We start from the raw sequence: 23305 nt of genomic DNA, 5'->3' as shown, positions 1-23305 counted from the left end.
GTGCCGGGAGGGTGCGGTCAGCCGAGCCCAGGCGGCTCCGTGGGCACGCCCGGGAGCCTGATCCAGGCGACCGTGCCGCCGCCCGGCGCCGGCCGGAGCCCCACCTGACCGCCCGACTGCTGGACCGTACGGTCCACGATGGACAGGCCGAGGCCGGAGCCGGGCAGGCTGCGGGCGGACGGGGAGCGCCAGAACCGCTCGAAGACATGCGGGAGCTCATCGGCCGGAATGCCGGGGCCATGGTCCCGTACGGTCAGCTCTCCGCTGGTGAGCACGACCTCGATCACACCACCCGGGGGGCTGAACTTGACCGCGTTGTCCAGCAGGTTGACCAGCGCCCGCTCCAGCGCCGCGGCCTCCCCCCGGACGTACCAGGGTTCGATCGAGGCGTCGATGGTCAGCTGCGCACCGCGCAACCGCGCCCGTTCCAGGGCCGCCCGTGCCACCTCGTGCAGGGCGACCACCTGCGGCGGGCCGCTGCCGGGCAGCGCGTCCGGGCGGGCCAGCTCCTGAAGGTCGCCGATCAGCGCGGCCAGCTCGGTCATCTGCCCCTTGACGCTGGCCATGAGCGCCTTGCGGTCGGCGGGCGGCAGGGCGCGTCCGGTCTCCTCGCTGCGCGCGAGCAGTTCGATATTGGTGCGGAGCGAGGTGAGCGGGGTGCGCAGCTCATGCCCGGCGTCCGCGATCAGCTGCTGCTGACGGTCGCGGGAGGAGGCGAGGGCGGCGGTCATGGAGTTGAAGGAGCGGGAGAGCCGGGCGATCTCGTCGTCGCCCTCGGCGGGGATGCGTACGGCCAGATCCTCGGTGCGGGCCACGTGCTCGACCGCCTCGGTCAGCCCGTCGACCGGCTTGAGTCCGGTCCTGGCGATCCACAGGCCCGCGGCGCCGGCGCCGACGACGCCGATGCCCGCGACGACCAGCATCAGCAGGGCGAGGGTGCCGAGCGGATGGGTCACCTCGTCGAGGGGGCGGGAAACGGTGACGGTCATGGGGGGAATGCCGCCCCGGGGGGCGGTCACAAAGGTGTACACGCGCATCGCGGTGCCGTCCACCGCCAAGCCGTCGTGCGTGGCGTCGCTCCGCCGTCCGTCGGCCACGGCGATGTCGGCGGGGGTCACCTTGACGGCGCGGGAGCCGCGCGCGACGCAGCGGCTGCCGTCCGGCAGGACGAGCTGGACGTTGGACGCGCCGGGCCGTGAGCCGGCGCCCGCGGGCTGGGAGTCGGGCGAGCATGTGGTCTGCGCGTCGACCAGATCGCGGTAGTAGACCCCGGAGACATCGTGGAGCTTGTTGTCGAGCGCGCTCGTCAGCTGATCACGAGTGACCAGCCAGCACGCGAACGCGGACGCCGCGACCGCCACCGCGACCGCGATCGCGGTCAGCAGTGCCAGCCGGGTGCGCAGCGCCTGTCGGCGCTTTCTCACGAGGGATCGCCCTCCGCCGGCCGCAGGACGTACCCCACCCCGCGCACGGTGTGCACGAGGCGCGGCTCGCCGCCCGCCTCCGTCTTACGGCGCAGATACATCACATACACATCCAGCGAGTTGGACGACGGCTCGAAGTCGAAGCCCCACACCGCCTTGAGGATCTGCTCGCGGGTGAGCACCTGGCGCGGATGCGCGAGGAACATCTCCAGCAGGGTGAACTCGGTGCGGGTCAGCTCGACGCGGCGCGCTCCCCGGGTCACCTCACGGGTCGCCAGGTCCATCCGCAGATCGCCGAAGGTCATCACCTCGCCCTCGGCGACCGGCCCGCCGACGCCCGCCGCGTACGAGCTGCGGCGCAGCAGGGCGCGGATGCGGGCCAGCAGCTCCTCCAGTTCGAAGGGTTTGACGAGATAGTCGTCCGCGCCCGCGTCGAGCCCGGTGACCCGGTCGCCGATCGTGTCCCGTGCGGTGAGCATCAGCACGGGCACGGTCACTCCGGTGGCACGCAGCCGCCGGGCGGCGGTCAGTCCGTCCATCCGCGGCATCAGCACATCGAGCACGATCAGCTCGGGGCCGTAGACGCCGACCTTCTCCAGCGCGTCCAGACCGTCGACGGCGGTCTCGGTCGCGTACCCCTCGAAGACGAGGCTGCGCCGGAGGGCCTCGCGCACGTCCGGCTCATCGTCGACGATCAGGATGCGGGCGGGCTGATCGCCGTGGTCGGCGGGGCTCATGGATCGGTTCCCTCACAGGTGATGGGGGCGGGCGGGACGCTGCTGCCAGCCTCGCACGCCGGCACCGCCGGGGTCGCCGCCGCCGTTGCGCAGCGTGCCGAGGTCGGACTTGACGGTGTCGATGGGGATCGAGAAGCCGAGGCCGATACTGCCCGCGCTGCTGGAGCTCTGGCCCGAAGCCGAGGAGTACATGGCGGAGTTGATACCGATGATCTGGCCCCGCATATTGATGAGCGCGCCGCCGGAGTTCCCAGGGTTGAGCGAGGCATCGGTCTGGATGGCCTTGTACGTGGTCTTCGAGGAGCCGACGTCGCCGTTGTACTGGCCGCCGCCGAACTCGAACGGCCACTGACCGCCGCCCCGCCCCTGGCCCCGGCCTTGGCCCTGTCCCTGGCTCTCGTCAGTGGAGACGGTGACATCGCGGTCCAGCGCGGAGACGATACCGCTGGTGACCGTGCCGGTCAGCCCCTCGGGCGAGCCGATGGCCACGACCTGATCGCCCACTTTGACCTGGCTGGAGTCACCGAGGGTGGCGGCCTTCAGCCCGCCGGCGCCCTCCACCTTCACCAGGGCGAGGTCCTTCTTGCTATCGGTGCCGACGACCGTCGCGGTCTTCTTGCTGCCGTCGCTGAAGGTCACCTTGATCGAGTCGGCGCCGGAGACCACATGGTTATTGGTGATGATCTCGCCGCCGCTCGTGATGATCACACCGGAGCCGGTGGACTCACCGCTGGAGCCGGTGGCGCTGATCTCCACAATGCTCGGGCTGACGGCCGCCGCGACCGCGGAGACCCCGCTGGAGCTGGTGGAGTTGGCGTTGACCACGGGGGTGGAGATCGCGGTGCCCGACTTCTCCGTGGCATGGGTGACCAGCGCCGCCGCACCGCCGCCGACGAGCGCCAAGACCGCCGCCACGGCCGCGATCAGCCCGATCGACCGGGAGGCCCGCGGCCGGCGGCGGCCACCGCCGGCCGCGGGCCGCGGCACGGTCGCGAAGGCGGCGGTCTGCCCGCCGCCGCCCGGCCACACGGTGACCCCGGACGGGGTGGTGACCGGCTGCTGGGGCCCGCGCGTGGGCGGAGCGGGATAGCCCGCCGCGCCACCGTACGCAGAGGGATAGGGCTCGTCTTCGCCGCTACGGCGTGTGCTGTCCGTCATGGATATGACTGTGCTGCGGAAGTATGAGAGCCGGCTGAGGGTCTGCTGAGAAGCCCGCCAGAGTTCGGTATGCCCGAGATAAGGCCTGCGGCTCCCCTCGATGCGCGACTCCACCGCACGGCAGGGGCTCCGCCCGGCAGGGCGCGGATGCCACCACAAGACCTGGGCTCCGCCCGACAGGGCAGGAGGCTCCACCCGGCAGAGCACGGGTGCCACCGCAAGACCTGGGCTCCGCCCGACAGGGCAGGAGGCTCCGCCCCGCAGCGCAAGCGCTCCACCCCGCACAACGCGGATGCCACCCGCAAGACATCGGCTCCGCCGCCCCGCACGGCGCGGGTGCCACCACAAGACGTGGGCTCCGCCGCACGGCAGAGGCTCCGCCCGCGAGACCTGGCATTCGCCACAGGGCGTGGCCCCGTCGCAGAGCCGGGGGCGGGGGAACCGTCGACGGTCCGGCGGCCGACGGCCGCGCGCCAAGGGCCGTCGCGAGGCAGAGGGGCCGGTCGGGGCCCCAGGGCCCCGACCCCGCGGCACAGCGCTACGCGCAGCCGCAGGAGCGCCGTACGACCAGCGCCGACGGGAACTGCTTGACGCGCTCACGGCGCGAGCCGAGCCGTACGCCGTCGTCCAGCACCAGATCGACCGCCGCCCGCGCCATCGCGGGGCGGTCGGAGCCGACCGTGGTCAGCGGCGGGTCGGTGAGCCCGGCTTCCTTCACATCGTCGAAGCCCGCGACCGCCAACTCCCCCGGCACCTCGATCCGCAGCTCGCGCGCCGCCCGCAGCACCCCGAACGCCTGGTCGTCCGTGGCGCAGAAGATGGCCGGGGGCCGGTCGGGCCCGGCGAGCAGGCCGAGCGCGACCTGATAGGCGTCGTACCGGTTGTACGGGGCCTGGAAGAGCCGTCCCTCGGTGGACCGCCCGGCCTCCCGCATCGCCCGGCGCCAGCCCTCGACATGATCGGTCACCGGGTCGCCGACGGTCGGGGTTATCTCGGTGCCGCCGAGGCAGGCGACGTAACTGTGGCCGTGCTCCAGCAGATGCCGCACCGCCAGTTGCGCGCCGCCGACGTCGTCCAGCACCACCGCCACGTCGTCGATCGCCTCGGGCCGCTCGTGCAGCAGCACGACCCGTGCGTCCCACGCCTCGATCTCGGCCGCGGCGTTCTCACTCGGGCCCTGGCTGATGAGGATCAGCCCGGAGACCCGCATCCCCAAGAAGGCGCGCAGATAGTGCACTTCGCGCTCGTCGAGATAGTCGGAGTTGCCGACCAGCACCATCTTGCCGCGCTCGGCGGCCGCCTGCTCGACGGCGTGCGCCATCTCCGCGAAGAACGGCTGGCGGGCGTCCGGGACGATCAGCCCTATCAGGTCCGTCCGGCGGCTCGCCATCGCCTGCGCGACCCGGTCCGGCCGGTAGCCGAGCTCCTTGATCGCGGCAAGTACCCGCTCGCGCGTGGCCGGGGCAACCGGCCTTGGTCCGTTATTGATGACATAGCTGACGACGGCGGTCGAGGTACCCGCCAGTCTTGCCACATCATCCCGCGTCACCTTGGCCACGCGCAGCAGTCTACGCGGGTCCAGCTAGCTATTGGCCGGTCGTGCCGCACCCACGTTCGGCGCGGGCCGCGCACCGTCCTCGCGTGCGCGGGAGCCACCGGGCGCGCCGTCCGCGTCCCGCGCGGTCGCCTTGGCCCTGGCCTCTTCCGCGGCGCGCTCGACCTTCTCCGGCGTCACAAAGCGGTATCCCACGTTACGCACGGTTCCGATCAGGGATTCATGCTCCGGGCCGAGCTTGGCGCGCAGCCGCCGGACATGCACATCGACCGTGCGGGTGCCGCCGAAGTAGTCGTAGCCCCAGACCTCCTGCAACAGCTGCGCCCGGGTGAAGACCCGGCCGGGGTGCTGGGCGAGGTACTTCAGCAGCTCGAACTCCTTGAATGTGAGATCGAGCACACGGCCCTTGAGCTTCGCGCTGTACGTGGCCTCGTCGACCGACAGATCACCGTTGCGGATCTCCATCGGGCTGTCGTCGGTGGTGATCTGCTGGCGGCCCATGGCCAGCCGCAGCCGGGCCTCGACCTCGGCCGGGCCCGCGGTGTCCAGCAGGACGTCGTCGATGCCCCAGTCGGCGGTGACGGCGGCGAGCCCGCCCTCGGTCACCACCAGGACCAGCGGACAGCCGGGGCCGGTCGACCGCAGCAGCTGGCACAGGCTGCGCACCTGCGGCAGGTCGCGGCGGCCGTCGATCAGGATGACGTCGGCGCCAGGGGTGTCCACCAGGGCCGGGCCCTCCGCCGGGGCGACCCGCACATGGTGGAGCAGCAGGCCGAGGGCGGGGAGCACCTCCGTCGAGGGCTGGAGTGCGTTGGTCAGCAGCAGGAGGGAACTCATCGTCCATCACCCGCCCCGGCCATGATCTTGATGTTGTGCACGCTTCGCTCGCCCATTACCTCGGTTCCTCCTCGGTCCCTTGCGAGAGGGGGCAACCTCCCAGGCTGAGCCTGGGGGAGTCTGCGGCTACTTCTTCGTACGGTGGCCTTCCGCGCCGCTGGAGCGAGTGCGTGCTCATGCGCGCACTGTGCCCCTGAAAGCACAAAAGGACCCGGGGGCGACGTTGCCCGGATCCTCTTCACAGCAGAATAACCCACATGACACCCGGTGGAGAGGCTGAATCTACTCCTCGTTACCTCCCCTTGATCACTACACGCGACCGGAGAGCCACGTTGCTCACCGACGACGGCGTCCCGATCGAGGCTCGGTACGAGCCTTCCCCCGTAGCCGGCGCCGAACCGCCGGACGAGCTCGCGATCGTGGTCGCGCACGGGTTCACCGGCGCCCTGGAGCGCCCGCCGCTGCGCCGGGTGGCCTCGGCGTTCGGCGAGCGTACGGCCGTGATCACCTTCTCCTTCCGGGGCCACGGCCGGTCCGGCGGGCGGTCCACGGTCGGCGACCGCGAGGTCCTGGACCTGGCGGCGGCGGTGCGCTGGGCGCGCCGGCTCGGCCATCGCCGGGTCGCCACGGTCGGCTTCTCGATGGGCGGCTCGGTGGTGCTCCGGCAGGCGGCGCTGTACGGACCGCACGGTGAGAACCAGCCGGTGCATTGCCTGCAGAAGGGGGAGCGCAAGGGGCGCACATGGCGCATGGAGGCGCACGCCGATGCAGTCGTCGCGGTGAGTGCGCCCGCCCGTTGGTACTACCGGGGCACCGCGCCGATGCGGCGGGTGCACTGGGCGATCACCCGGCCGGCGGGCCGTCTGGTCTCCCGCTACGGGCTGCGCACCCGGATCGACGGGGCCGGCTGGGACCCGGAGCCACTGTCTCCGGTGGCGGCGGTGCCGCTGATCGCGCCGACGCCGCTGCTGATCGTGCACGGCGACCGGGACGGGTACTTCCCGCTGGACCACCCCCGGATGCTGGCGTCGGCGGCGGATCCGTCGTCCACAGAGCTGTGGATCGAACCGGGCTACGGCCACGCGGAGACGGCCGCGTCGCCCGCCCTGCTGACCCGCATCGCCGAGTGGGCCGCGGCCCACGCCTGAGCGGGACAGCCCCGCGGCTCCACCCCGGACCCCGGTTCGCCGGACGGGCTGGATTTCCAGCCCGTCCGGCGAGTGAGGACAAAGCCGGGACAGGGGGAGCGGGAAAGCCCCCGACGGCGCGCCCCCGAAGCCCAGGGACGGGCACGCCGCCTACTCCGCCTCCGCCACCGGCTCGGCGAACTGGGCCGCGTACAGCCGGGCATACGCGCCCTCGGCCGCCAGCAGCGCGTCGTGGGAGCCCTGTTCCACGATCCGGCCCGACTCCATCACCAGGATGACGTCGGCGTCGCGGATGGTGGACAGCCGGTGCGCGATGACGAAGCTGGTGCGGCCCGTCCGCAGCGAGGCCATCGCCTGCTGGATGAGGACCTCGGTGCGGGTGTCGACCGAGCTCGTGGCCTCGTCCAGCACCAGGATCGACGGCTCCGAGAGAAACGCGCGGGCGATCGTGATCAGCTGCTTCTCGCCGACGCTGACGTTGGAGCCCTCTTCGTCGATCACCGTGTCGTAGCCGTCCGGCAGGGTCCGTACGAAGCGGTCCGCATACGTGGCCTTCGCCGCCCGCACGATCTTGTCATGGGTGGCCCCCTCCGAGCCGTACGCGATGTTCTCGGCGATCGTCCCGCCGAACAGCCAGGTGTCCTGCAGCACCATCCCGATGTGGGAGCGCAGCTCCTCCCGCGACATGGTGGCGACGTCCACCCCGTCCAGGAGGATCCGCCCGCCGCTGACCTCGTAGAACCGCATCAGCAGATTGACCAGGGTGGTCTTTCCGGCCCCGGTCGGGCCGACGATGGCCACGGTCTGGCCCGGCCGCACCGAAAGCGACAGCCCGTCGATGAGCGGCTTGTCCGGCTGGTAGCGGAAGGAGACGTCCTCGAACGCGACCTGCCCCAGCACGGCTTCCGGCCGCCGCGGCTCGGCCGCGTCCGGGGTCTGCTCCGGCGCGTCCAGCAGCTCGAAGACCCGTTCGGCCGAGGCGACGCCGGACTGCACCATGTTGGCCATGGAGGCCACCTGGGTGAGCGGCTGGCTGAACTGCCGGGAGTACTGGACGAACGCCTGCACGTCGCCGATCGACAGCGCCCCGCTCGCCACCCGCAGCCCGCCGACGACGGCCACCAGCACATAGTTGATGTTCCCGATGAACATCATCGCGGGCTGGATCAGCCCCGAGATGAACTGGGCCTTGAAGCCCGCCTCGTACAGCTTGTCGTTCTGCTCCCGGAAGAGCTCCGCCGACTCCTTCTCCCGCCCGAAGACCTTCACCAGCGAGTGGCCGGTGTACATCTCCTCGATATGAGCGTTGAGTCGGCCCGTGGTCTTCCACTGGCTGACGAACTGCGGCTGGGCGCGCTTGCCGATCCGCGTCGCGACGACCACCGAGACCGGGACGGTGATCAGTGCCACCAGCGCCAGCAGCGGTGAGATCCAGAACATCATCGCCAGCACGCCCACGATGGTCAGCAGCGAGGCCATGATCTGACTGAGCGTCTGCTGCATGGTCTGCTGGATGTTGTCGATGTCGTTGGTCGCCCGCGACAGCACCTCGCCGCGCGGCTGCTTGTCGAAGTACGACAGCGGCAGCCGCGCCAGCTTGTGCTCGACGTCCTCCCGCAGCCGGAAGACGGCGCGCTGGACGACGACCGTGGCCACACGCGCCTGAATGAAGCCCAGGAGCGAGGCGGCGAGGTAGATGGCCGCCACCCACAGCAGTACGGTGCCGATCGCGTCGAAGTCGATGCCCTGACCGGGCCGGACGTCCATGGACGCGACCATGTCGGCGACCGTGTCCTGACCCCTCCGGCGCAGCCCCTCGACGGCCTGCGCCTTGCTGACGCCCTCGGGCAGCCGCCGCCCGATGATGCCCGCGAAGATCAGGTCGGTGGCGTGGCCGAGGATCTTCGGACCCACCACCGACAGCGCGACGCTGACCGTGCACAGGGCCAGCACCGCCAGCGCGATACCGCGCTCGGGGCGCAGCATGGCCAGCAGCCGTCGGCCGGAGCCGCGGAAGTCCATGGACCGCTCGGTCGGCTGGCCGCCCATGAAACGGGCGGGCCCGGCGGCGGGCGCCGGGCCCCTGCGGGGCGCCGGGGTACTCATGCTCTGCCCTTCTCTCGCTCGTGCGGTCCGGTGGGCACGTCGGCTATGCCACTCACGCGGCCTCCTGCTCGGTGAGCTGGGAGAGCACGATCTCTCGGTAGGTCTGGTTGGCGGTCATCAGCTCGGTGTGGGTGCCGGCGCCGACGACGCGCCCCGCGTCGAGGACCACGATCCGGTCGGCGCCCCGGATGGTGGACACCCGCTGGGCGACGATGACGACGGTCGCGTTCTCCGTCTCCTCCGCGAGCGCCGCCCGCAGCCGGGCGTCGGTGGCGTAGTCGAGCGCGGAGAAGGAGTCGTCGAAGAGATAGACGGACGGCCTGCGCACCAGGGCGCGGGCGATCGCGAGCCGCTGCCGCTGACCGCCGGAGACATTGGAGCCGCCCTGGGCGATGGGGGCCTCCAGCCCGCCCTCCATGGACTCCACGAAGTCCCGGGCCTGGGCGGTCTCCAGGGCCCGCCACAGCTCCTCGTCGGTGGCGTCCGGCTTTCCGTACCGCAGGTTCGAGGCGACGGTGCCGGAGAAGAGATACGGCTTCTGCGGTACCAGCCCGATGGTCTGGGACATGACCTCCGGGTCGAGGTCGCGTACGTCCACCCCGTCGATGTGGACGCTGCCGTCGGTCGCGTCGAACAGCCGCGGCACCAGCCCGATGAGGGTGGACTTGCCGCTGCCGGTCGAGCCGATGACGGCGGTGGTCCGGCCGGGCCGGGCGATCAGCGAGATATCGCGCAGCACGGGCTCCTCGGCACCCGGGTAGCGGAACTCCACGCCCCGCAGCTCCAGCAGACCGCGGCCGCTGCCGGTGGGTTCGGCGGAGACGGGCACGAGCGGCGGTACGACGCTGGTCTCGGTCTCCAGCACCTCCTGGATCCGCTCGGCGCACACCTCGGCCCGCGGCACCATCATGAACATGAAGGTGGCCATCATCACGGACATCAGAATCTGCATCAGATAGCTGAGGAACGCGGTCAGCGCGCCGATCTGCATACCGCCGCTGTCGATACGGTGCCCGCCGAACCAGACGACGGCGACGCTGGAGAGGTTCACCACCAGCATCACGGCGGGGAACATGAGCGACATCAGCCGCCCGGCGCGCAGCGAGACGTCCATCAGCGCGGCGTTGGCGCCGGTGAAGCGGTCGCGCTCATGGGTGTCGCGCACGAAGGCGCGGATGACCCGGATGCCGGTGATCTGCTCGCGCAGCACGCGGTTGACGGTGTCGATGCGCTCCTGGACACCGCGGAACAGCGGCCGCATCCGGCGGACGATGAGCGTGACGATGATGCCCAGGGTCGGCACGATGAGCAGGAGCAGCCCCGACAGCGGGACGTCCTGGTCGAGCGCCATGATGACGCCGCCGACGCACATGATCGGCGCCGAGACCATCATGGTGAAGGCCATCAGGCAGAGCATCTGCACCTGCTGCACATCGTTGGTGGTGCGGGTGATCAGCGACGGCGCCCCGAAGTGGCCCATCTCGCGGGAGGAGAAGGACTGCACCCGGTCGAAGACCGCCGCGCGCACATCGCGGCCGAGCGCCATGGCGGTGCGGGCTCCGAAGTAGACGGCGCCGCCGGCGCACACGATCTGAACGAGCGTGACGGCGATCATCAGACCGCCGATGCGCAGGATGTAGCCGGTGTCACCTTTGATGACACCGTTGTCGATGATGTCGGCGTTGAGCGCGGGAAGATAGAGCGTGGCCAGTGTCTGCACCAGCTGCAGTAGCACGATCAAGGTGATCGTTCGGGTATAGGGCCTCAGATACGCCCGTATGAGTCGGACCAGCACACCGAAACAGTAAGGGAACGCCTGACGGAACGGCCCCGATTTTCGCCGTGGCGCGCGTGGTCCCCGGGGTGCGCCCGCACCCGTCATCATGGAGGCGGCAGATGACGGGAAAGGGATCGCGATGGCGATGGAGAACACGCCCGCCGGCACCATCCGGTACTGGGCCGCGGCACGCGCGGCGGCCGGTACCGCCGAGGAGCCGTACGCCGCGACGACGCTGGCCGAGGCGCTCGACGCGGCCCGGCGGCGGCACATCGAGCACCCGGAGTTCGCGCGGGTGCTGCTGCGCTGTTCGTTCCTGGTCGACGGGGCCCCCGTCGGCACCCGTGACCACAAGACGATCCAACTGGCCGAGGGCGGCACGGTCGAGGTGCTCCCGCCGTTCGCAGGAGGGTGACCCCAGGGTCATGAGCAACCAGCCGCACCAGCCGCACAACCCCCACCATCCGCAGCAGCAGCCGAACGAGCCCCATCCCCCGTACGAGCCGTACGAGCCGTACGAGACGCCGTATCCGGGATACGACCAGGGCGCCCAGCAACCCGCCCAGCAGTCCGCCGCCTGGTCCGGGTACGACGGCTATCCGCAGCAGCAGGGGTACGCCCAGACGCCGCAATACCAACAGCAGCCGCCGCAGTACCAGCAGCAGCCGTACGCGGACCCCTACGCCGCCCAACAGGCCCAGCAGGGCCGGCAGGGCCAGCAGCCGCAGCCGCAGCCGCAGCAGGGCCAGTACGCCCCCGGCTGGGACCAGCACCAGCAGTACCCACAGCAGCAGTACCAGCGGCAACCGCAGTACCAGCAGCAGCACTACCGGCCCGCCGAGCCGGCGCCGGCCGACCGTAGTACGGCCGCCGCGGCCGCCGCGCCCGCCGCGCCCGCGCCCGAGCCCCCCGCTGCGGGCAGCGGCAAGCCGCTCACCGCCGCCGAGAAGGCCCGCGCGGAGGGCCGCCCCCAGATCCTCCATCCGGGGCTGACCCCCGCCGCCGTGACCGCCGTCATCGCCGCTCTCCTGGCGGCCACCGCGCCACTGGGCCGCCCCGCGATCGCCGTCGTCGTGGCGCTGCTGCAGGCGGTCACGGCGGCCGGCTGGTTCCGGCTGAACGGCATGTGGCCCGCCCGGCAGGGCATCGCGCTCGCCTACGCCGGGGGTCTGGCCGCCGACATCGGCCTGCTCGCCACCGAGCGGGTGCACGCCCCGACGGTCGTCATCGGCACGCTCGGCGTCTGGCTGCTGCTGGTGCTGGTCCTCCAGCTGCGCAGCCATGCCTCACCGGACGAGCGGCTGTACGGGCTGACGGCCGCCGTCGCCTCGACCGCCGTCACCGTGCTCGCGGCCGGTCATCTGGCGGCGGTCGCCGAATCCTCCGACGCCGTCGTGGTGGGCGCGGCGGCCGTGGCCGTGGCCGTGCTGGTCCGGGCGCTGCCGCTGCCGACCGCCGCGGCCGTCGTCGTCGCGGTCGCGGCCGCCACGGGCGCGGGGGTCGGGGCCGGGCACTTCACCGGCACCGGCACCTCCACCGCCGCCCTGCTGGGGTTCGCGGCCGGAGTCTGCGCGCTGATCGGCCACCGGGTGGCGAGCTACGACTACCCGTCCCGGTTCGTCCATATGACGGCCGGCGTGGCGCTGCCGCTCGCGGCCGCCGCGCCCGTCGTCTATGTGATCGGCCGCGCACTGGTCTGACCGCCCGGCCCCCGGCTCCTGGCTCCGGTTAGGCTCACAGCCTCAGGCGACCGCCTGAGGCTGTGAGCCTGGGGGACCGACGCACATGCGCGCACTACGCATCACTCTGATCCTCGTCGTGATACTCGGCGGCCTCTTCGTGGCCGCCGACCGCATCGCGGTGTACTTGGCCGAGTCCAAGGCCGCTGACAGGATCAAGAGCTCTCAGGGGCTGACCAGCACGCCCCATGTCTCGATCAAGGGCTTCCCGTTCCTCACCCAGATCGCCGGCAAGGAGCTGGACGAGGTCGACGTCGGCGTGGACGGGCTGACCACGGACACGGGGGGCGGCCGCAGCGTCCGCGTCACCGAGCTCGACGCCCAGCTGCACACCGTCCGCATCTCGGGCAACTTCTCGTCCGCGACCGCCGACCGCGCCACCGGCTCGGCCCACATCAGCTACGCGGACCTCTCGCAGGCCGCGGGCCCGGGGGTCACGGTCGGCTACGACCCGGCCGGCGGCAACCAGGTCAAGATCACCGGCAATCTGCTGGGGTTCAACCTCTCGGCCCGCTCCAAGGTCACCATCGTCAATGGCGACACCATCCGGATGCACGCCGAGACCATCCCGGGCGGCAGCATCCCCCAGTGGGAGGAGAAGGTCCGCGAGCGGACCGATGTCGACCGGAAGATAGAGGGGCTGCCGCAGGGCATGCGGCTGGACACGGTGGTGACCGACAGGGACGGCATAGACGTGTCGGTCACGGGTAATAACGTCGCACTGACGGGCTGATCGACCGGCGCCCGAGAGCTTGGTCCATCCCCTGAGACGATCTCGTCCACGGGAAGGGGCGCCCGCCGCCGCCGGGCGCCCCGGCGGCCGCCCTCCGGAGCCGCCCTCTCTCCACTCATCCCATATAGCGGACAATCACGTCTCACCATCCGACACGCCGGTGACACGCCCGCCTGTCCGTCCCTACGATCGGACGCATGAAGCGACAGGCGGATCTCACGAAGCGGCGGGCAGTCGACCTGTGCCGCGTCGCCGCCATGCTCTGTCGCACTGTCTGACATGAGGACGCGGCCCGCATCCGACCGGGCCGGCGCCTCTTCGGCCCGCCAGCCGGGCCTTCCCGCACTCCGCTCGTACGCCGGCACCCAGCCTCGCGAAGCGCCGCGTGCCGAGCGTGCCCGTACCGCCGCAACTGCCCCGGAGGAGAGAAACATGAGCCGCAGTGACGTCCTGGTGGACGCCGACTGGGTACAGGCCCACCTCGATGACCCCAAGACGGTCATCGTCGAGGTCGACGAGGACACCTCGGCCTACGACAAGAACCACATCAAGAACGCCATCCGGATCGACTGGCGGCAGGACCTCCAGGACCCGGTGCGCCGAGACTTCGTGGACCAGGCGGGCTTCGAGAAGCTGCTGTCCGAGAAGGGCATCGCCAACGACGACACGGTCGTCCTCTACGGCGGCAACAACAACTGGTTCGCGGCGTACGCCTACTGGTACTTCAAGCTCTACGGCCACCAGGACGTGAAGCTGCTCGACGGCGGCCGCAAGAAGTGGGAGCTCGACTCCCGCGACCTGGTCGCCGAGGTCCCCACCCGCGCGAAGACCGCGTACCAGGCCAAGCCGCAGGACCTGTCGATCCGGGCGTTCCGCGACGAGGTCCTCGACGCGATCGGCACCCTGAACCTGGTCGACGTCCGCTCGCCCGACGAGTTCTCCGGCAAGCTGCTCGCCCCGGCCCACCTCCCGCAGGAGCAGTCGCAGCGTCCGGGCCACATCCCGACGTCCCGCAACATCCCGTGGTCGAAGAACGCCAACGACGACGGCACCTTCAAGTCCGACGAGGAGCTCAAGGCCCTCTACGAGGCGGAGGGTGTGGACCTGTCCAAGGACACCATCGCCCTGTGCCGGATCGGCGAGCGCTCCTCGCTCACCTGGTTCGTGCTGCGCGAGCTGCTCGGCCAGCCGAACGTCAAGAACTACGACGGCTCCTGGACCGAGTACGGCTCCCTCGTCGGCGTGCCGATCGCGCTCGGCCCGGCCAGCTGACCTCACTCCTCTCCCCGAACGTAAGGACAGACATCCATGTGTGGAGCCAAGGCCGGCGGTCCCGACGCCTCGACCATCAAGCCCGGCGAGACCACCATCCAGGGTTCGGTGACCCGCGACGGTGAGCCCGTCGTCGGCTACGTCCGCCTCCTGGACAGCACCGGCGAGTTCACCGCCGAGGTCCCCACCTCCGCGACCGGACAGTTCCGCTTCTACGCCGCCGAGGGCACCTGGACGCTGCGCGCCCTGGTCCCGGGCGCCACCGCGGACCGCACGGTCGTCGCCCAGAAGGGCGGGCTGGCGGAGGTCGCCATCACCGTCTGACGCCACACAACGCGTCGTACGCACGGCCGGAGGGCCGCACCCCGGGGTTGGACGCCTCGGCGGGGTGCGGCCCTCCGTGCTGTCGGCGCACGGCCGGCGCGGCCGTCCGCGAACTGTTCCCGCACCGGACCCGGACGTACGCTGGAGTCATGTACGCGCGACGCCGCCACGCATACTTCTTCCTGATGGGCGCGTGTCTGACGCTCTTCATCTCGGCATGGGCCTTCGTGCGTCTGTGGTCCGTCCCCGCCGCCGTCGCGATGTGCATCGTGGCCATGGTCATCCCGCCCGTGGCCGCCATCGTGGCCAATCGCCGGGGCCCGGGGGACCGGTGGTGGGACGAGTCGGGGGACGCGGAGTCGGACCGGTGGTGGCGGGAGCTGGACGAGAACAACCACCGCCACGGCCCGGACCGCCACTGAGCCGCCCTCCCCGAGCGACCTCCCCCTGACCGGCTCCGCGCCGGACCCCGCACCGGATCAGTAGACGAGCGCCTGGACCCCGTCGGGCATGATCTCGCTCACGAAGACCTGCGCGCCCGCGATCCGCGCGCCCTCGATCAGATCCTTCTCCTCGATGTCCCGACGGGCGGCGCACTGGGTGCACACCGTGATCGTGCCGCCGCCCGTGAGGATGCCGTCGATCAGGTCGGGCAGCGGCGCCGCGTGCGGCAGCTCGAACTCCGCCGCCCGCCCCGGGAGCGCGAACCACGACGACTCCCCGGTCAGCCAGAGCGAGACCGCCACCCCGCTCGCGACGGCCACCGCCGCCACCGTGAACGCCTGAGAGCACCGCTCGGGCGCGTCCGCGCCCGCCGTCACCTTGATCACCAGCTTCTTCGCCATGCGGCCAAGCCTAGGCGCGGCGCCTCACGGCACCTCGCGGCCCCGCCCTCCGGACCGCCGACTAGACTCGGGTGCGGTCCGTCATCTGTTCCGAGGAGCGCGCTCGTGCTTGAGGCAGTCTTCACCACCCTGATGATCCTGGTCGTCGTCGCCACGCTGGGCTTCGCCGCTCTGACCTGGCAGAAGCTGTACCAGGGCCAGCGCTGATCCGCCCCCGCCCCGCCGCCACGACCGCCCACCCACAGATCGTCTGAACTCATGATCGAGATTCCGTCCGACCTTCACCCGAGCCTTGTGCCGCTCGCCTTTCTCCTCGGCAACTGGACAGGCGCCGGCGTATCGGACTTCCCGGGCGCCGAGAAGTGCAACTTCGGGCAGGAAGCGACCTTCACCCACGACGGCCGCGACTTCATCGAGTACCTCTCGCACACCTGGGTGCTGGACTCCGAGGGCAAGAAGGTCCGTCCGCTGGAGACCGAGTCCGGCTACTGGCGGATCGACAAGGACCGCAAGGTCGAGGTCGTGATGGTCCGCGACCAGGGCGTCGCCGAGGTCTGGTACGGCGAGCTGGCGGAGGGCAAGCCGCAGATCGACCTCGCGACCGACGCCGTGGCGCGCACCGTCGCCTCCCCTCCGTACTCGGGCGGCAAGCGGCTCTACGGCTACGTCAACGGCGATCTGATGTGGGTCGGCGAGAAGACCACCCCCGAGGTCGAGCTGCGCCCGTACATGTCCGCGCATCTGAAGAAGGTCATCGACCCACGTGAGTGGGCCAAGGACCTCAAGGACATGGACCTGCCGGACGACGGCATCGCCTTCTTCCGCTGAGCCCGTTTTTAGTGAGGCTCGTCCCACTCCCGCCTACACTGGCACCGTGGCGACCACCGACTGGAAGACCGATCTACGGGAGCGCGGCTATCGGCTGACCCCGCAGCGCCAGCTCGTGCTCGAGGCCGTCGACCACCTGGAGCACGCCACTCCGGACGACATCCTCACCGAGGTGCGCCGCACCGCGAGCGGCGTGAACATCTCCACGGTCTACCGCACGCTGGAGCTGCTGGAGGAGCTGGGCCTGGTCAGCCACGCCCACCTCGGGCACGGCGCCCCCACGTACCATCTCGCCGACCGGCACCACCACATCCATATGGTCTGCCGGGACTGCACGGATGTGATCGAGGCGGATGTCTCCGTGGCCGAGGCGTTCACCCGTCAACTGCGGGCGGACTTCGGTTTCGACACCGATATGAAGCACTTCGCGCTCTTCGGCCGCTGCGCCTCCTGTACCGCCAGGCACAGCGCGGGAGAGGACGAGCTGGGCCGAGGCGCGGGGTCGTAGGCTGAGCTCATGAAGAGCCCTTTGCTGTCGCTGCCCGGCGCCGTCCCCGGCGAGGGCCCCGACGAAGGCGTCGCCGCCCACTACGGCGACCTGTTCCGCGAGCAGCGCGCGCTCGCCGACGGCACCGGCTTCGTGGACCTCTCCCACCGCGGAGTGGTCACGATCACCGGTGCCGACCGGCTGAGCTGGCTGCATCTGCTGCTCACCCAGCATGTCAGCGACCTCCCGGCCGGACAGGCCACCGAGGCCCTGATCCTCTCCGCCCACGGCCATATCGAACACGCGCTCTATCTCGTCGACGACGGCGAGACGACCTGGGCCCATGTGGAGCCCGGCAGCCAGGGCGGGCTGATCGCCTACCTGGAGAGCATGAAGTTCTTCTACCGGGTCGACGTCGCGGACCGCACCGAGGACTACGCGATCGTGCATCTGCCCGCGGGCAGCATCACCGAGGCCCCCGAGGACGCCGTCGTCCGCGAGACCCCGCACGGCCGCGATCTGTTCCTGCCGCATGAGCGGCTCACCGACTTCGCCGAAGCGGCCGGCCCGCCGATCGGTGTGCTGGCGTACGAGGCGCTGCGCGTCGAGGCGCACCGGCCGCGGCTCGGCCTGGAGACCGACCACCGTACGATCCCGCACGAGCTGGGCTGGATCGGCACCGCCGTCCATCTGCAGAAGGGCTGCTACCGCGGCCAGGAGACGGTGGCCCGGGTGCAGAACCTGGGGAAGCCGCCGCGCCGGCTGGTCTTTCTCCATCTCGACGGCAGCGAGGTCAAGCTGCCCGGCCATGGCGCGCCCATACGTCTTGCCTCCGAGGGCGAGGAGGGCCGTCAGCTGGGCTTCATCACCTCCTCGGCCCGCCACCACGAGCTGGGGCCGATCGCGCTCGCGCTGGTCAAGCGCAATGTGCCGGTGGACGCGGAGCTGATCGCGGACACCACGGCGGCGGCGCAGGAAGTGGTCGTCGAGCCGTAGCCGGTGCCCGGCCGTCGTTTGCTGCCGTACTTGCTTCAGATCAAGCGTTTTCTTGAGGGGTCCCCCGGACGCGGGATCGGCCCGGCGGGTGGCGACGGCGCCTCAGAGAAGCCCGACCCGCCGCACCCGGCCGGTCAGAGAACGTCGCTGGCGGCGTCCGCGAGGCGGCTGCGGGCGGCCCGCGCGGCCGGCAGGGCCGCTACGGCGACCGCCCCGGCCACCGCGGCGGCGCCGATCAGCAGCAGGATGCCCGGCGAGGGCGGCTGGGCGATGCCCGCGCCCATGCCGCTGCTGCGGCCCTGCAGGTCGATCATCCAGGCGGAGGCGAAGACCCCGAGGACCGTACCGGCCACGGCCGCGGCCAGCGCGATGAAGCCGATGGACGCGACGATCACCGCGGTGATCTGGCGCGGGGTCAGCCCGATCGCCTTGAGCGCGAGCAGATCGCGGCGTCGGTCGCGCACCTCCGCGCCGATCGTGGTGGACAGTTCGGCGAGGCCGATCAGCCCGAGCACCCCGATCAGCCCGAGGGTCACGCCGCGAACGGCGGAGAGGCGGTCGGCGGGGTTGGGGATCCGCCGCACCTCCAGGCGGCCGTGCGAGGAGTCCGCCAGGGCGTCGCTGACCGCCGCGGGGTCGGCCCCGCCGCGCAGCACCAGATGGTAGAAGTCCGGATGGAGCGAGGGGTCGCGTTCGCGCAGGGTGTCGATCGAGGTGGAGATCACCCGGCCGCCCTGCTCCGGTTCGATGCTGCGCCCGACGATGTGGAGCACCTGGGGGCTTCCGCCGACCATCATCCGTACCCAGTCGCCGACCTTGACGTCCAGCAGGTCGAGGAGGCCCTGCCCGGCCACCGCCTCGTCCTCGCCGTGGGCGGGCCGCCCCTCGGCGACGGAGAACGGGTAGGGGCGCCCCGTGGTGCCGAGGCCCTGCAGGGTGATCGTCCCGGTCTGGCCGGGGACCAGCGCCTCGGTCTCGGTTCCGGGGTAGGCGGCGGTCACGTCCGGGTTCGCCGTCAGCAGGGCCCGTACCCTGCCGTCGGGCAGGCCCTCGGCGCGCGCGGCGAGCGGGGCCGCGAGCCCGACCTTCTCGGGGTGGTTCTCGAAACCGTCCAGGGTGGTCCAGGCGCCCACGGCGACCGTGATCAGCAGCAGCGGCAGGGCGAGCCGCCCGATGGCCGCCACCGAACGCACGGGCCGGTGGAAGGCGCCGCCCCAGCCGAGCACCAGGGCGGGCGGAACCCGCATGCCGAGCGCCCGCCGGGCCGTCCCGGACATCCGCCGGCCGGGGGCCGTGGCCGCGCGGGCGACGGGGACCGGCGGGACACGGCCGGCCCGCCACGCGGCCAGACAGGTCGCCGCGGCGATGAAGACGATGGCGCCGCCCGCTATGGCGAACGGGGCCCAGGCGTGCTCCGGAAGCGCCTGCCACAGCGCCACCGCCTCCCCCGTCCGCCCGGGGAGGTGCGGGCCGAGCACCTCGGCGAGGACCACCCCGCCGACCACACCCAGCAGCGAGAGGCCGAGGTGCTGGACGAGGAACATGCGGACGACCTGGCCGGGCGCGAACCCGATCGCCTTGAGGACGGAGATGTCCCGCAGCTGACCGCGGACGCGCGTGGTGATCGCTCCGCCCACGGCCAAGGCGGCGGCGAGCAGCGCCCCGAGCCCGAACAGGCCGAGCAGCTGCCCGAGCAGCCGGTCGTCCCCTTCGGCCTCGGCCCGCGCCCGCTGCCACAGCGAGACGCCGGTGACCTGGTCGGCGCCCAGCTCGGTGACCGCCCGCTGCACCGCGTAGTCCGTGTCGGCGGGCTCCTTCAGCCGCAGCCCTATGGCCTGCCCGAGGCGCTCCGGGTGCGGTTCGACCGCCTTCAGGGCGGAGGGGAGCACCCAGGCGACCCCGGGGGTCTCCCCCGGGTCGAAGTGCGGCTCGGCGGTGTCCGCGATGCCCGCCACCCGCAGGGTCCGGGCCTTCGCCCCGGGGGCGCGGACGGTCAGCGCGTCACCCGGCTCGGCCCACAGCGCACGGGCCAGCGAGCTCTCCAGCACGATGCCGTCGTGCGCGCCCGAGGTCAGCCAGGTGCCGGAGGTGACCAGCGGGCGGGCGGTCCCGGGCTCCTTCGGCCCGGCGGCGCGCAGCTCCAAGGACGCCCGGGTGGAGCCGCGTTCGAGGGTGGCCCGGGCCGTACGGAAGGGTCCGGAGGCGGCCTCGACCCCGTCGAGGCGGGCCAGCGACCCGGCGTCCGCGCCGGCCCGGGTGTGGATCCACACATGGGCGCCGGAGGACTGGGTGAAGGCGCGCTGCCAGGGGTTGGCCGCATAGGCGAAGAAGGCCCCCGCCAGCAGCAGCGAGACGATGATCCCGGCCGTCGCGCCCACGGTGAGCAGGGCCGCGCCGCGGTGCGCCCGCAGGTCGGCGTGCGCCCAGCGCAGCGTGGCCCGCACCGCGGTCAGCCCTTCAGCTCGAGTACGTCGGCCACTCCGCCGCCGCGGCGTCCGCCGCCGCCCAGGGCCATGTCGTCGACGACCTGTCCGTCGAAGAAGCTGATCACCCGGTCCGCCGCGCTGGCCATCCGGGCGTCATGGGTGATCATCACGATCGTCTGTCCGCGCTGGTGGAAGCGGGACAGCAGCCGCAGCACCTCCCGGGTGCCCTTGCTGTCCAGACTGCCCGCGGGCTCGTCGGCCAGCAGCACCCCCGGCGCGTTCACCAGCGCTCGGGCGAGGGCCACGCGCTGCTGCTCACCGCCGGACAGCTCGGCGGGCATGCTCCGCTCCTTGCCGGTCAGCCCCAGTTCGGCGAGCAGCTCCTCGCGGCCGGCCCGGGCCTGCCGCGGGGTGGATCCGGCCAGCAGCGCGGGCAGTTCGACGTTGTCGGCCACGGTGAGGTTGGAGACCAGGTTGAAGAACTGGAAGACGACGCCGATGCTTCTGCGGCGCAGCACGGCCCAGCGGGCCTCGCTGTAGGAGTCGACCTGCCGGCCCTCCAGCCAGATGGAGCCGCTGTCCGGCCGGTCGAGCCCGCCGAGCAGATGGAGCAGCGTGGACTTGCCGGCGCCGGAAGGGCCGGTGACCGCGACGAACTCGCCGCGCTCCACCCGCAGGTCGACGCCGCGGACGGCCTCGACCGGGGCGGCGCCCTCCGCCCGGTAGGTCTTGACCAGCCCTTCGGCCCTGAGGACCGGCCCTGCGAGCGGCGCGTCGGCGCCAGAGGGTTCCGCGCGGCTCATCTCTGCTCCTCTTCCAGCTCCTCCTGACAGCGCTCCAACCAGTCGAGGTCGGCCTGCAGGTGCAGCATGGCACCCTCTATGAGCAGCTGGGCCACCCGGTTGTCCCGGTCTTCGGCCGCGGCCAGCCTGGAGAGGTCGCGCATGGCGTTGAGGTAGTGGCGGCGCTGCTTGTTGATCAGCGAGATCTGGTCGGCCGCCCCGGTCTCGGGGGCGAGGGCGAGCTTCATGAAGAACTCGTCCCGTACCCGCGGCTCATCCGTCGGCTCCTCGAACCATCCGTCCAGCGCCTCGCGCCCGGCGTCGGTGAGCCGGTAAATGCGCTTGTTGGGCCGGGTCGACTGGGCAACATCCTCGCCCTCGATCAGACCGGACTTCTGGAGCCGGTTGAGAGTGACGTAGATTTGTCCGATGTTGGGCTGAGGGTACGCCGAGCCCAGAAGCTTCTCAAGGGCCTGTTTGAGCTCGTAGCCGTGGGCCGGTCCGCGTGCCAGTAGCGCCAGCAGCGGGAGCCGCACGCTTGCCCTCCTCCGCCGAGCCGTACATGTCCGTTAGGGCCCATTTCCGGCTGTCTACCGGATCGCCCTCGTATCTTCCTGCGACGTCTAGTATCCCGCATGCCTAACAGGTATACAGGTGCCGGACACCGGGCATATCCGGCCGGCACCGGCGCGCAAGGAGGAACCGATGCGGTGGATGTACGCCGCGGGGCGGGGCCTCCTCATCGCCGCACTGCTCCTCGGAGGTCAGGCAGGCGCGCAGGCCCGGGTCGGTGACGCGGCGACGGGACAGCGCGCCGACCGGGGTCCGATGACCCTGGTGACCGGCGGGGACCTGACCCACTATCTGCGCGGGGTGCTGGCCGGGTGGAACCGGACGCACCCGGCGGAGAAGGTGACCCTCGTCGAGCTGCCGGACGCCGCGGACGAGGTGCGGGCCCAGATGGTCACCGGGCTGCGGTCGGGCAGCGACCGCTTCGACATCCTCAACATCGACGTGGCGTGGACCTCGGAGTTCGCGGCGGCGGGCTGGATCGCCCCGCTGGACGCCGACCGGTTCCCGCTGAGGCGCTTTCTGCCGCCGGTGGTGGCCACCGCGACCTTCGGCGGCCGGCTGCGCGCGGTGCCGTATGTGACCAACGCGGGGCTGCTCTACTACCGCAAGGACGTGCTGGACGAGGAGGGCGAGAAGCCGCCCCGGACCTGGGCCGAGCTGAGGCGGCTGGCGAGGACGGTCGCCCCCGCCCACGGGCTCGACGGCTACGCGGGCCAGTTCCTGCCGTACGAGGGGCTGACCACCAACGCCGCCGAGGCCATGCAGTCGGCGGGCGGGACGATCCTCGGCGACGAGGGCGCGAAGGTCACCGTGGACTCCGCCGCCTCCCGCCGCGGGCTGGCCTTCCTCGCCGACGGGGTGCGGGACGGCTGGATCCCCAAGGCGGCCCTCCACTACAAGGAGGAGGAGTCCCGGCGGGCCTTCCAGAGCGGCCATCTGCTGTTCCTGCGCAATTGGCCCTATATGTACTCGCTGGCGGGCGCCACATCCTCACCGGTCGCCGGGAAGTTCGGCGCGGTGCCGCTGCCGGGACCCGACGGTCCCGGCTCCAGCGTTCTCGGCGGCTCCAACCTCGCGATCAACGCACACTCGACCCACCAGAAGTCGGCCGCCGACCTGATCGCCTATCTGACGAGCGAGGCGGTCCAGCGCCGGGTCCTCACCGAGGGGTCGCTGCCGCCGGTGTGGGCCGATCTGTACACCGATCCGGGACTGGTGCGGAAGTACCCCTATCTGCCGACGCTCCGCAAGAGCGTGCTCGCGGCCAAGCCGCGCCCGAAGAGCCCCCGGTACGACCAGGTGAGCCTGGCCGTGCAGGCCGTCGTGTACGACGCGCTGGCCCAGCGGCAGACCCCCGATCAGGCCGTCACCCGCCTCAGGCGGGAACTCGAGGCCATCGTCCACCACGGCTGACCTTCCCGTCGCCCGACCCCGGCTACTTACATGTTAGGTAGCCGAGCGCTGGAATAATCCTCCGCAAATCTGGACAACTCTTCGCTATTTCTGCCCTTCTCGTTGACACCTGTTCGACATGCTTACTTAACATGCATGCACAACA

23 protein-coding genes are annotated in these 23305 nt (G+C 71.5%); 12 read left to right on the top strand and 11 right to left on the bottom strand.

The genetic code is table 11. From position 1 onward, the window contains the following. Nucleotides 1-17 precede the first annotated feature (17 nt). The 5 genes from ABZS71_RS22915 to ABZS71_RS22895 form a co-directional block, all read right to left on the bottom strand. The gene (locus ABZS71_RS22915; RefSeq protein WP_356212978.1) at nucleotides 18-1424 is read right to left on the bottom strand and encodes a HAMP domain-containing sensor histidine kinase; all 1407 of its coding nucleotides are present in this window, start codon (nucleotides 1422-1424) and stop codon (nucleotides 18-20) included. Next, nucleotides 1421-2161, bottom strand: a complete 741-nt coding sequence (locus ABZS71_RS22910; RefSeq protein WP_355849320.1) for a response regulator transcription factor — start codon at nucleotides 2159-2161, stop codon at nucleotides 1421-1423. The genes ABZS71_RS22915 and ABZS71_RS22910 overlap by 4 nt, the downstream gene beginning before the upstream one ends. Before the next feature lie 12 nt (nucleotides 2162-2173). Then, nucleotides 2174-3319, bottom strand: a complete 1146-nt coding sequence (locus ABZS71_RS22905) for a trypsin-like peptidase domain-containing protein (protein ID WP_356212975.1) — start codon at nucleotides 3317-3319, stop codon at nucleotides 2174-2176. Between the two features lie 538 nt (nucleotides 3320-3857). Continuing rightward, nucleotides 3858-4877: a LacI family DNA-binding transcriptional regulator gene (locus ABZS71_RS22900; protein WP_355849314.1), complete on the bottom strand. Its 1020-nt coding sequence runs from the start codon at nucleotides 4875-4877 to the stop codon at nucleotides 3858-3860. 24 nt (nucleotides 4878-4901) lie between these two features. After that, nucleotides 4902-5711 carry a response regulator transcription factor gene (locus ABZS71_RS22895; protein ID WP_356212972.1) on the bottom strand — a complete coding sequence of 270 codons (810 nt, stop codon included), beginning with the start codon at nucleotides 5709-5711 and terminating at the stop codon, nucleotides 4902-4904. Between the two features lie 257 nt (nucleotides 5712-5968). Between ABZS71_RS22895 and ABZS71_RS22890 the strand changes: the two genes are divergently transcribed. After that, nucleotides 5969-6859 carry an alpha/beta fold hydrolase gene (locus ABZS71_RS22890; protein WP_356212969.1) on the top strand — a complete coding sequence of 297 codons (891 nt, stop codon included), beginning with the start codon at nucleotides 5969-5971 and terminating at the stop codon, nucleotides 6857-6859. A gap of 150 nt (nucleotides 6860-7009) precedes the next feature. Here the strand turns inward: ABZS71_RS22890 and ABZS71_RS22885 are convergent, their stop codons facing one another. Both ABZS71_RS22885 and ABZS71_RS22880 read right to left on the bottom strand, forming a co-directional pair. Then, on the bottom strand, nucleotides 7010-8965 hold the full coding sequence (locus ABZS71_RS22885) for an ABC transporter ATP-binding protein (protein WP_356212966.1): 1956 nt from the start codon (nucleotides 8963-8965) through the stop codon (nucleotides 7010-7012). 52 nt (nucleotides 8966-9017) lie between these two features. Continuing rightward, on the bottom strand, nucleotides 9018-10760 hold the full coding sequence (locus ABZS71_RS22880; protein WP_356212963.1) for an ABC transporter ATP-binding protein: 1743 nt from the start codon (nucleotides 10758-10760) through the stop codon (nucleotides 9018-9020). A gap of 121 nt (nucleotides 10761-10881) precedes the next feature. Between ABZS71_RS22880 and ABZS71_RS22875 the strand changes: the two genes are divergently transcribed. The 7 genes from ABZS71_RS22875 (at nucleotide 10882) to ABZS71_RS22845 (ending at nucleotide 15232) form a co-directional block, all read left to right on the top strand. Further along, entirely contained in the window at nucleotides 10882-11157 is a 276-nt protein-coding gene (locus tag ABZS71_RS22875) for a MoaD/ThiS family protein (RefSeq protein WP_355849299.1), read from the top strand. Between the two features lie 10 nt (nucleotides 11158-11167). Next, nucleotides 11168-12442, top strand: a complete 1275-nt coding sequence (locus tag ABZS71_RS22870) for a hypothetical protein (RefSeq protein ID WP_356212960.1) — start codon at nucleotides 11168-11170, stop codon at nucleotides 12440-12442. Between the two features lie 85 nt (nucleotides 12443-12527). After that, on the top strand, nucleotides 12528-13214 hold the full coding sequence (locus ABZS71_RS22865) for a DUF2993 domain-containing protein (protein WP_356212957.1): 687 nt from the start codon (nucleotides 12528-12530) through the stop codon (nucleotides 13212-13214). A 197-nt stretch (nucleotides 13215-13411) separates the two neighbouring features. Beyond that, on the top strand, nucleotides 13412-13492 hold the full coding sequence (locus ABZS71_RS22860) for a putative leader peptide (RefSeq protein WP_350203226.1): 81 nt from the start codon (nucleotides 13412-13414) through the stop codon (nucleotides 13490-13492). A 154-nt stretch (nucleotides 13493-13646) separates the two neighbouring features. Then, nucleotides 13647-14486 carry a sulfurtransferase gene (locus tag ABZS71_RS22855; RefSeq protein WP_355849291.1) on the top strand — a complete coding sequence of 280 codons (840 nt, stop codon included), beginning with the start codon at nucleotides 13647-13649 and terminating at the stop codon, nucleotides 14484-14486. 36 nt (nucleotides 14487-14522) lie between these two features. Beyond that, nucleotides 14523-14810 carry a DUF1416 domain-containing protein gene (locus tag ABZS71_RS22850; RefSeq protein ID WP_355849288.1) on the top strand — a complete coding sequence of 96 codons (288 nt, stop codon included), beginning with the start codon at nucleotides 14523-14525 and terminating at the stop codon, nucleotides 14808-14810. A gap of 149 nt (nucleotides 14811-14959) precedes the next feature. Next, nucleotides 14960-15232, top strand: coding sequence for a DUF3099 domain-containing protein (locus ABZS71_RS22845; protein WP_355849285.1), 273 nt, complete (start codon nucleotides 14960-14962; stop codon nucleotides 15230-15232). Between the two features lie 57 nt (nucleotides 15233-15289). Here the strand turns inward: ABZS71_RS22845 and ABZS71_RS22840 are convergent, their stop codons facing one another. Beyond that, nucleotides 15290-15655 carry a DsrE family protein gene (locus tag ABZS71_RS22840; protein WP_355849282.1) on the bottom strand — a complete coding sequence of 122 codons (366 nt, stop codon included), beginning with the start codon at nucleotides 15653-15655 and terminating at the stop codon, nucleotides 15290-15292. A gap of 258 nt (nucleotides 15656-15913) precedes the next feature. Here ABZS71_RS22840 and ABZS71_RS22835 point away from each other — a divergent pair, with 258 nt between their 5' ends. The 3 genes from ABZS71_RS22835 to ABZS71_RS22825 are packed head-to-tail and all read left to right on the top strand — an operon-like array spanning nucleotide 15914 to nucleotide 17966. Next, nucleotides 15914-16483 carry an FABP family protein gene (locus ABZS71_RS22835; RefSeq protein WP_356212954.1) on the top strand — a complete coding sequence of 190 codons (570 nt, stop codon included), beginning with the start codon at nucleotides 15914-15916 and terminating at the stop codon, nucleotides 16481-16483. 46 nt (nucleotides 16484-16529) lie between these two features. Beyond that, a complete protein-coding gene (locus ABZS71_RS22830) occupies nucleotides 16530-16991 on the top strand; it encodes a Fur family transcriptional regulator (protein WP_356212951.1) in 462 nt (153 codons plus the stop codon). Nucleotides 16992-17000: 9 nt separating this feature from the next. Then, nucleotides 17001-17966 (top strand): folate-binding protein, encoded by a 966-nt coding sequence (locus tag ABZS71_RS22825; protein WP_355849273.1) that lies wholly within the window; start codon nucleotides 17001-17003, stop codon nucleotides 17964-17966. Between the two features lie 134 nt (nucleotides 17967-18100). Here the strand turns inward: ABZS71_RS22825 and ABZS71_RS22820 are convergent, their stop codons facing one another. From ABZS71_RS22820 to ABZS71_RS22810, 3 genes are read right to left on the bottom strand one after another with little or no spacing between them, the layout of a single operon-like run. Next, nucleotides 18101-20410: an FtsX-like permease family protein gene (locus ABZS71_RS22820; RefSeq protein ID WP_356212948.1), complete on the bottom strand. Its 2310-nt coding sequence runs from the start codon at nucleotides 20408-20410 to the stop codon at nucleotides 18101-18103. Between the two features lie 5 nt (nucleotides 20411-20415). Then, nucleotides 20416-21195: an ABC transporter ATP-binding protein gene (locus ABZS71_RS22815; protein ID WP_355849267.1), complete on the bottom strand. Its 780-nt coding sequence runs from the start codon at nucleotides 21193-21195 to the stop codon at nucleotides 20416-20418. Beyond that, entirely contained in the window at nucleotides 21192-21710 is a 519-nt protein-coding gene (locus ABZS71_RS22810; RefSeq protein WP_355849264.1) for a helix-turn-helix transcriptional regulator, read from the bottom strand. Before ABZS71_RS22810 ends, ABZS71_RS22815 begins: the two co-directional genes overlap by 4 nt. A gap of 169 nt (nucleotides 21711-21879) precedes the next feature. Between ABZS71_RS22810 and ABZS71_RS22805 the strand changes: the two genes are divergently transcribed. Then, nucleotides 21880-23160 carry an ABC transporter substrate-binding protein gene (locus ABZS71_RS22805; RefSeq protein WP_356212945.1) on the top strand — a complete coding sequence of 427 codons (1281 nt, stop codon included), beginning with the start codon at nucleotides 21880-21882 and terminating at the stop codon, nucleotides 23158-23160. The last annotated feature ends 145 nt before the right edge of the window (nucleotides 23161-23305 follow it).

Origin of the sequence: Streptomyces sp. NPDC005393 (genome assembly GCF_040606675.1) — a bacterium.
GTDB lineage: Bacteria > Actinomycetota > Actinomycetes > Streptomycetales > Streptomycetaceae > Streptomyces.
This window is presented reverse-complemented; position numbering and strand designations above follow the sequence as displayed.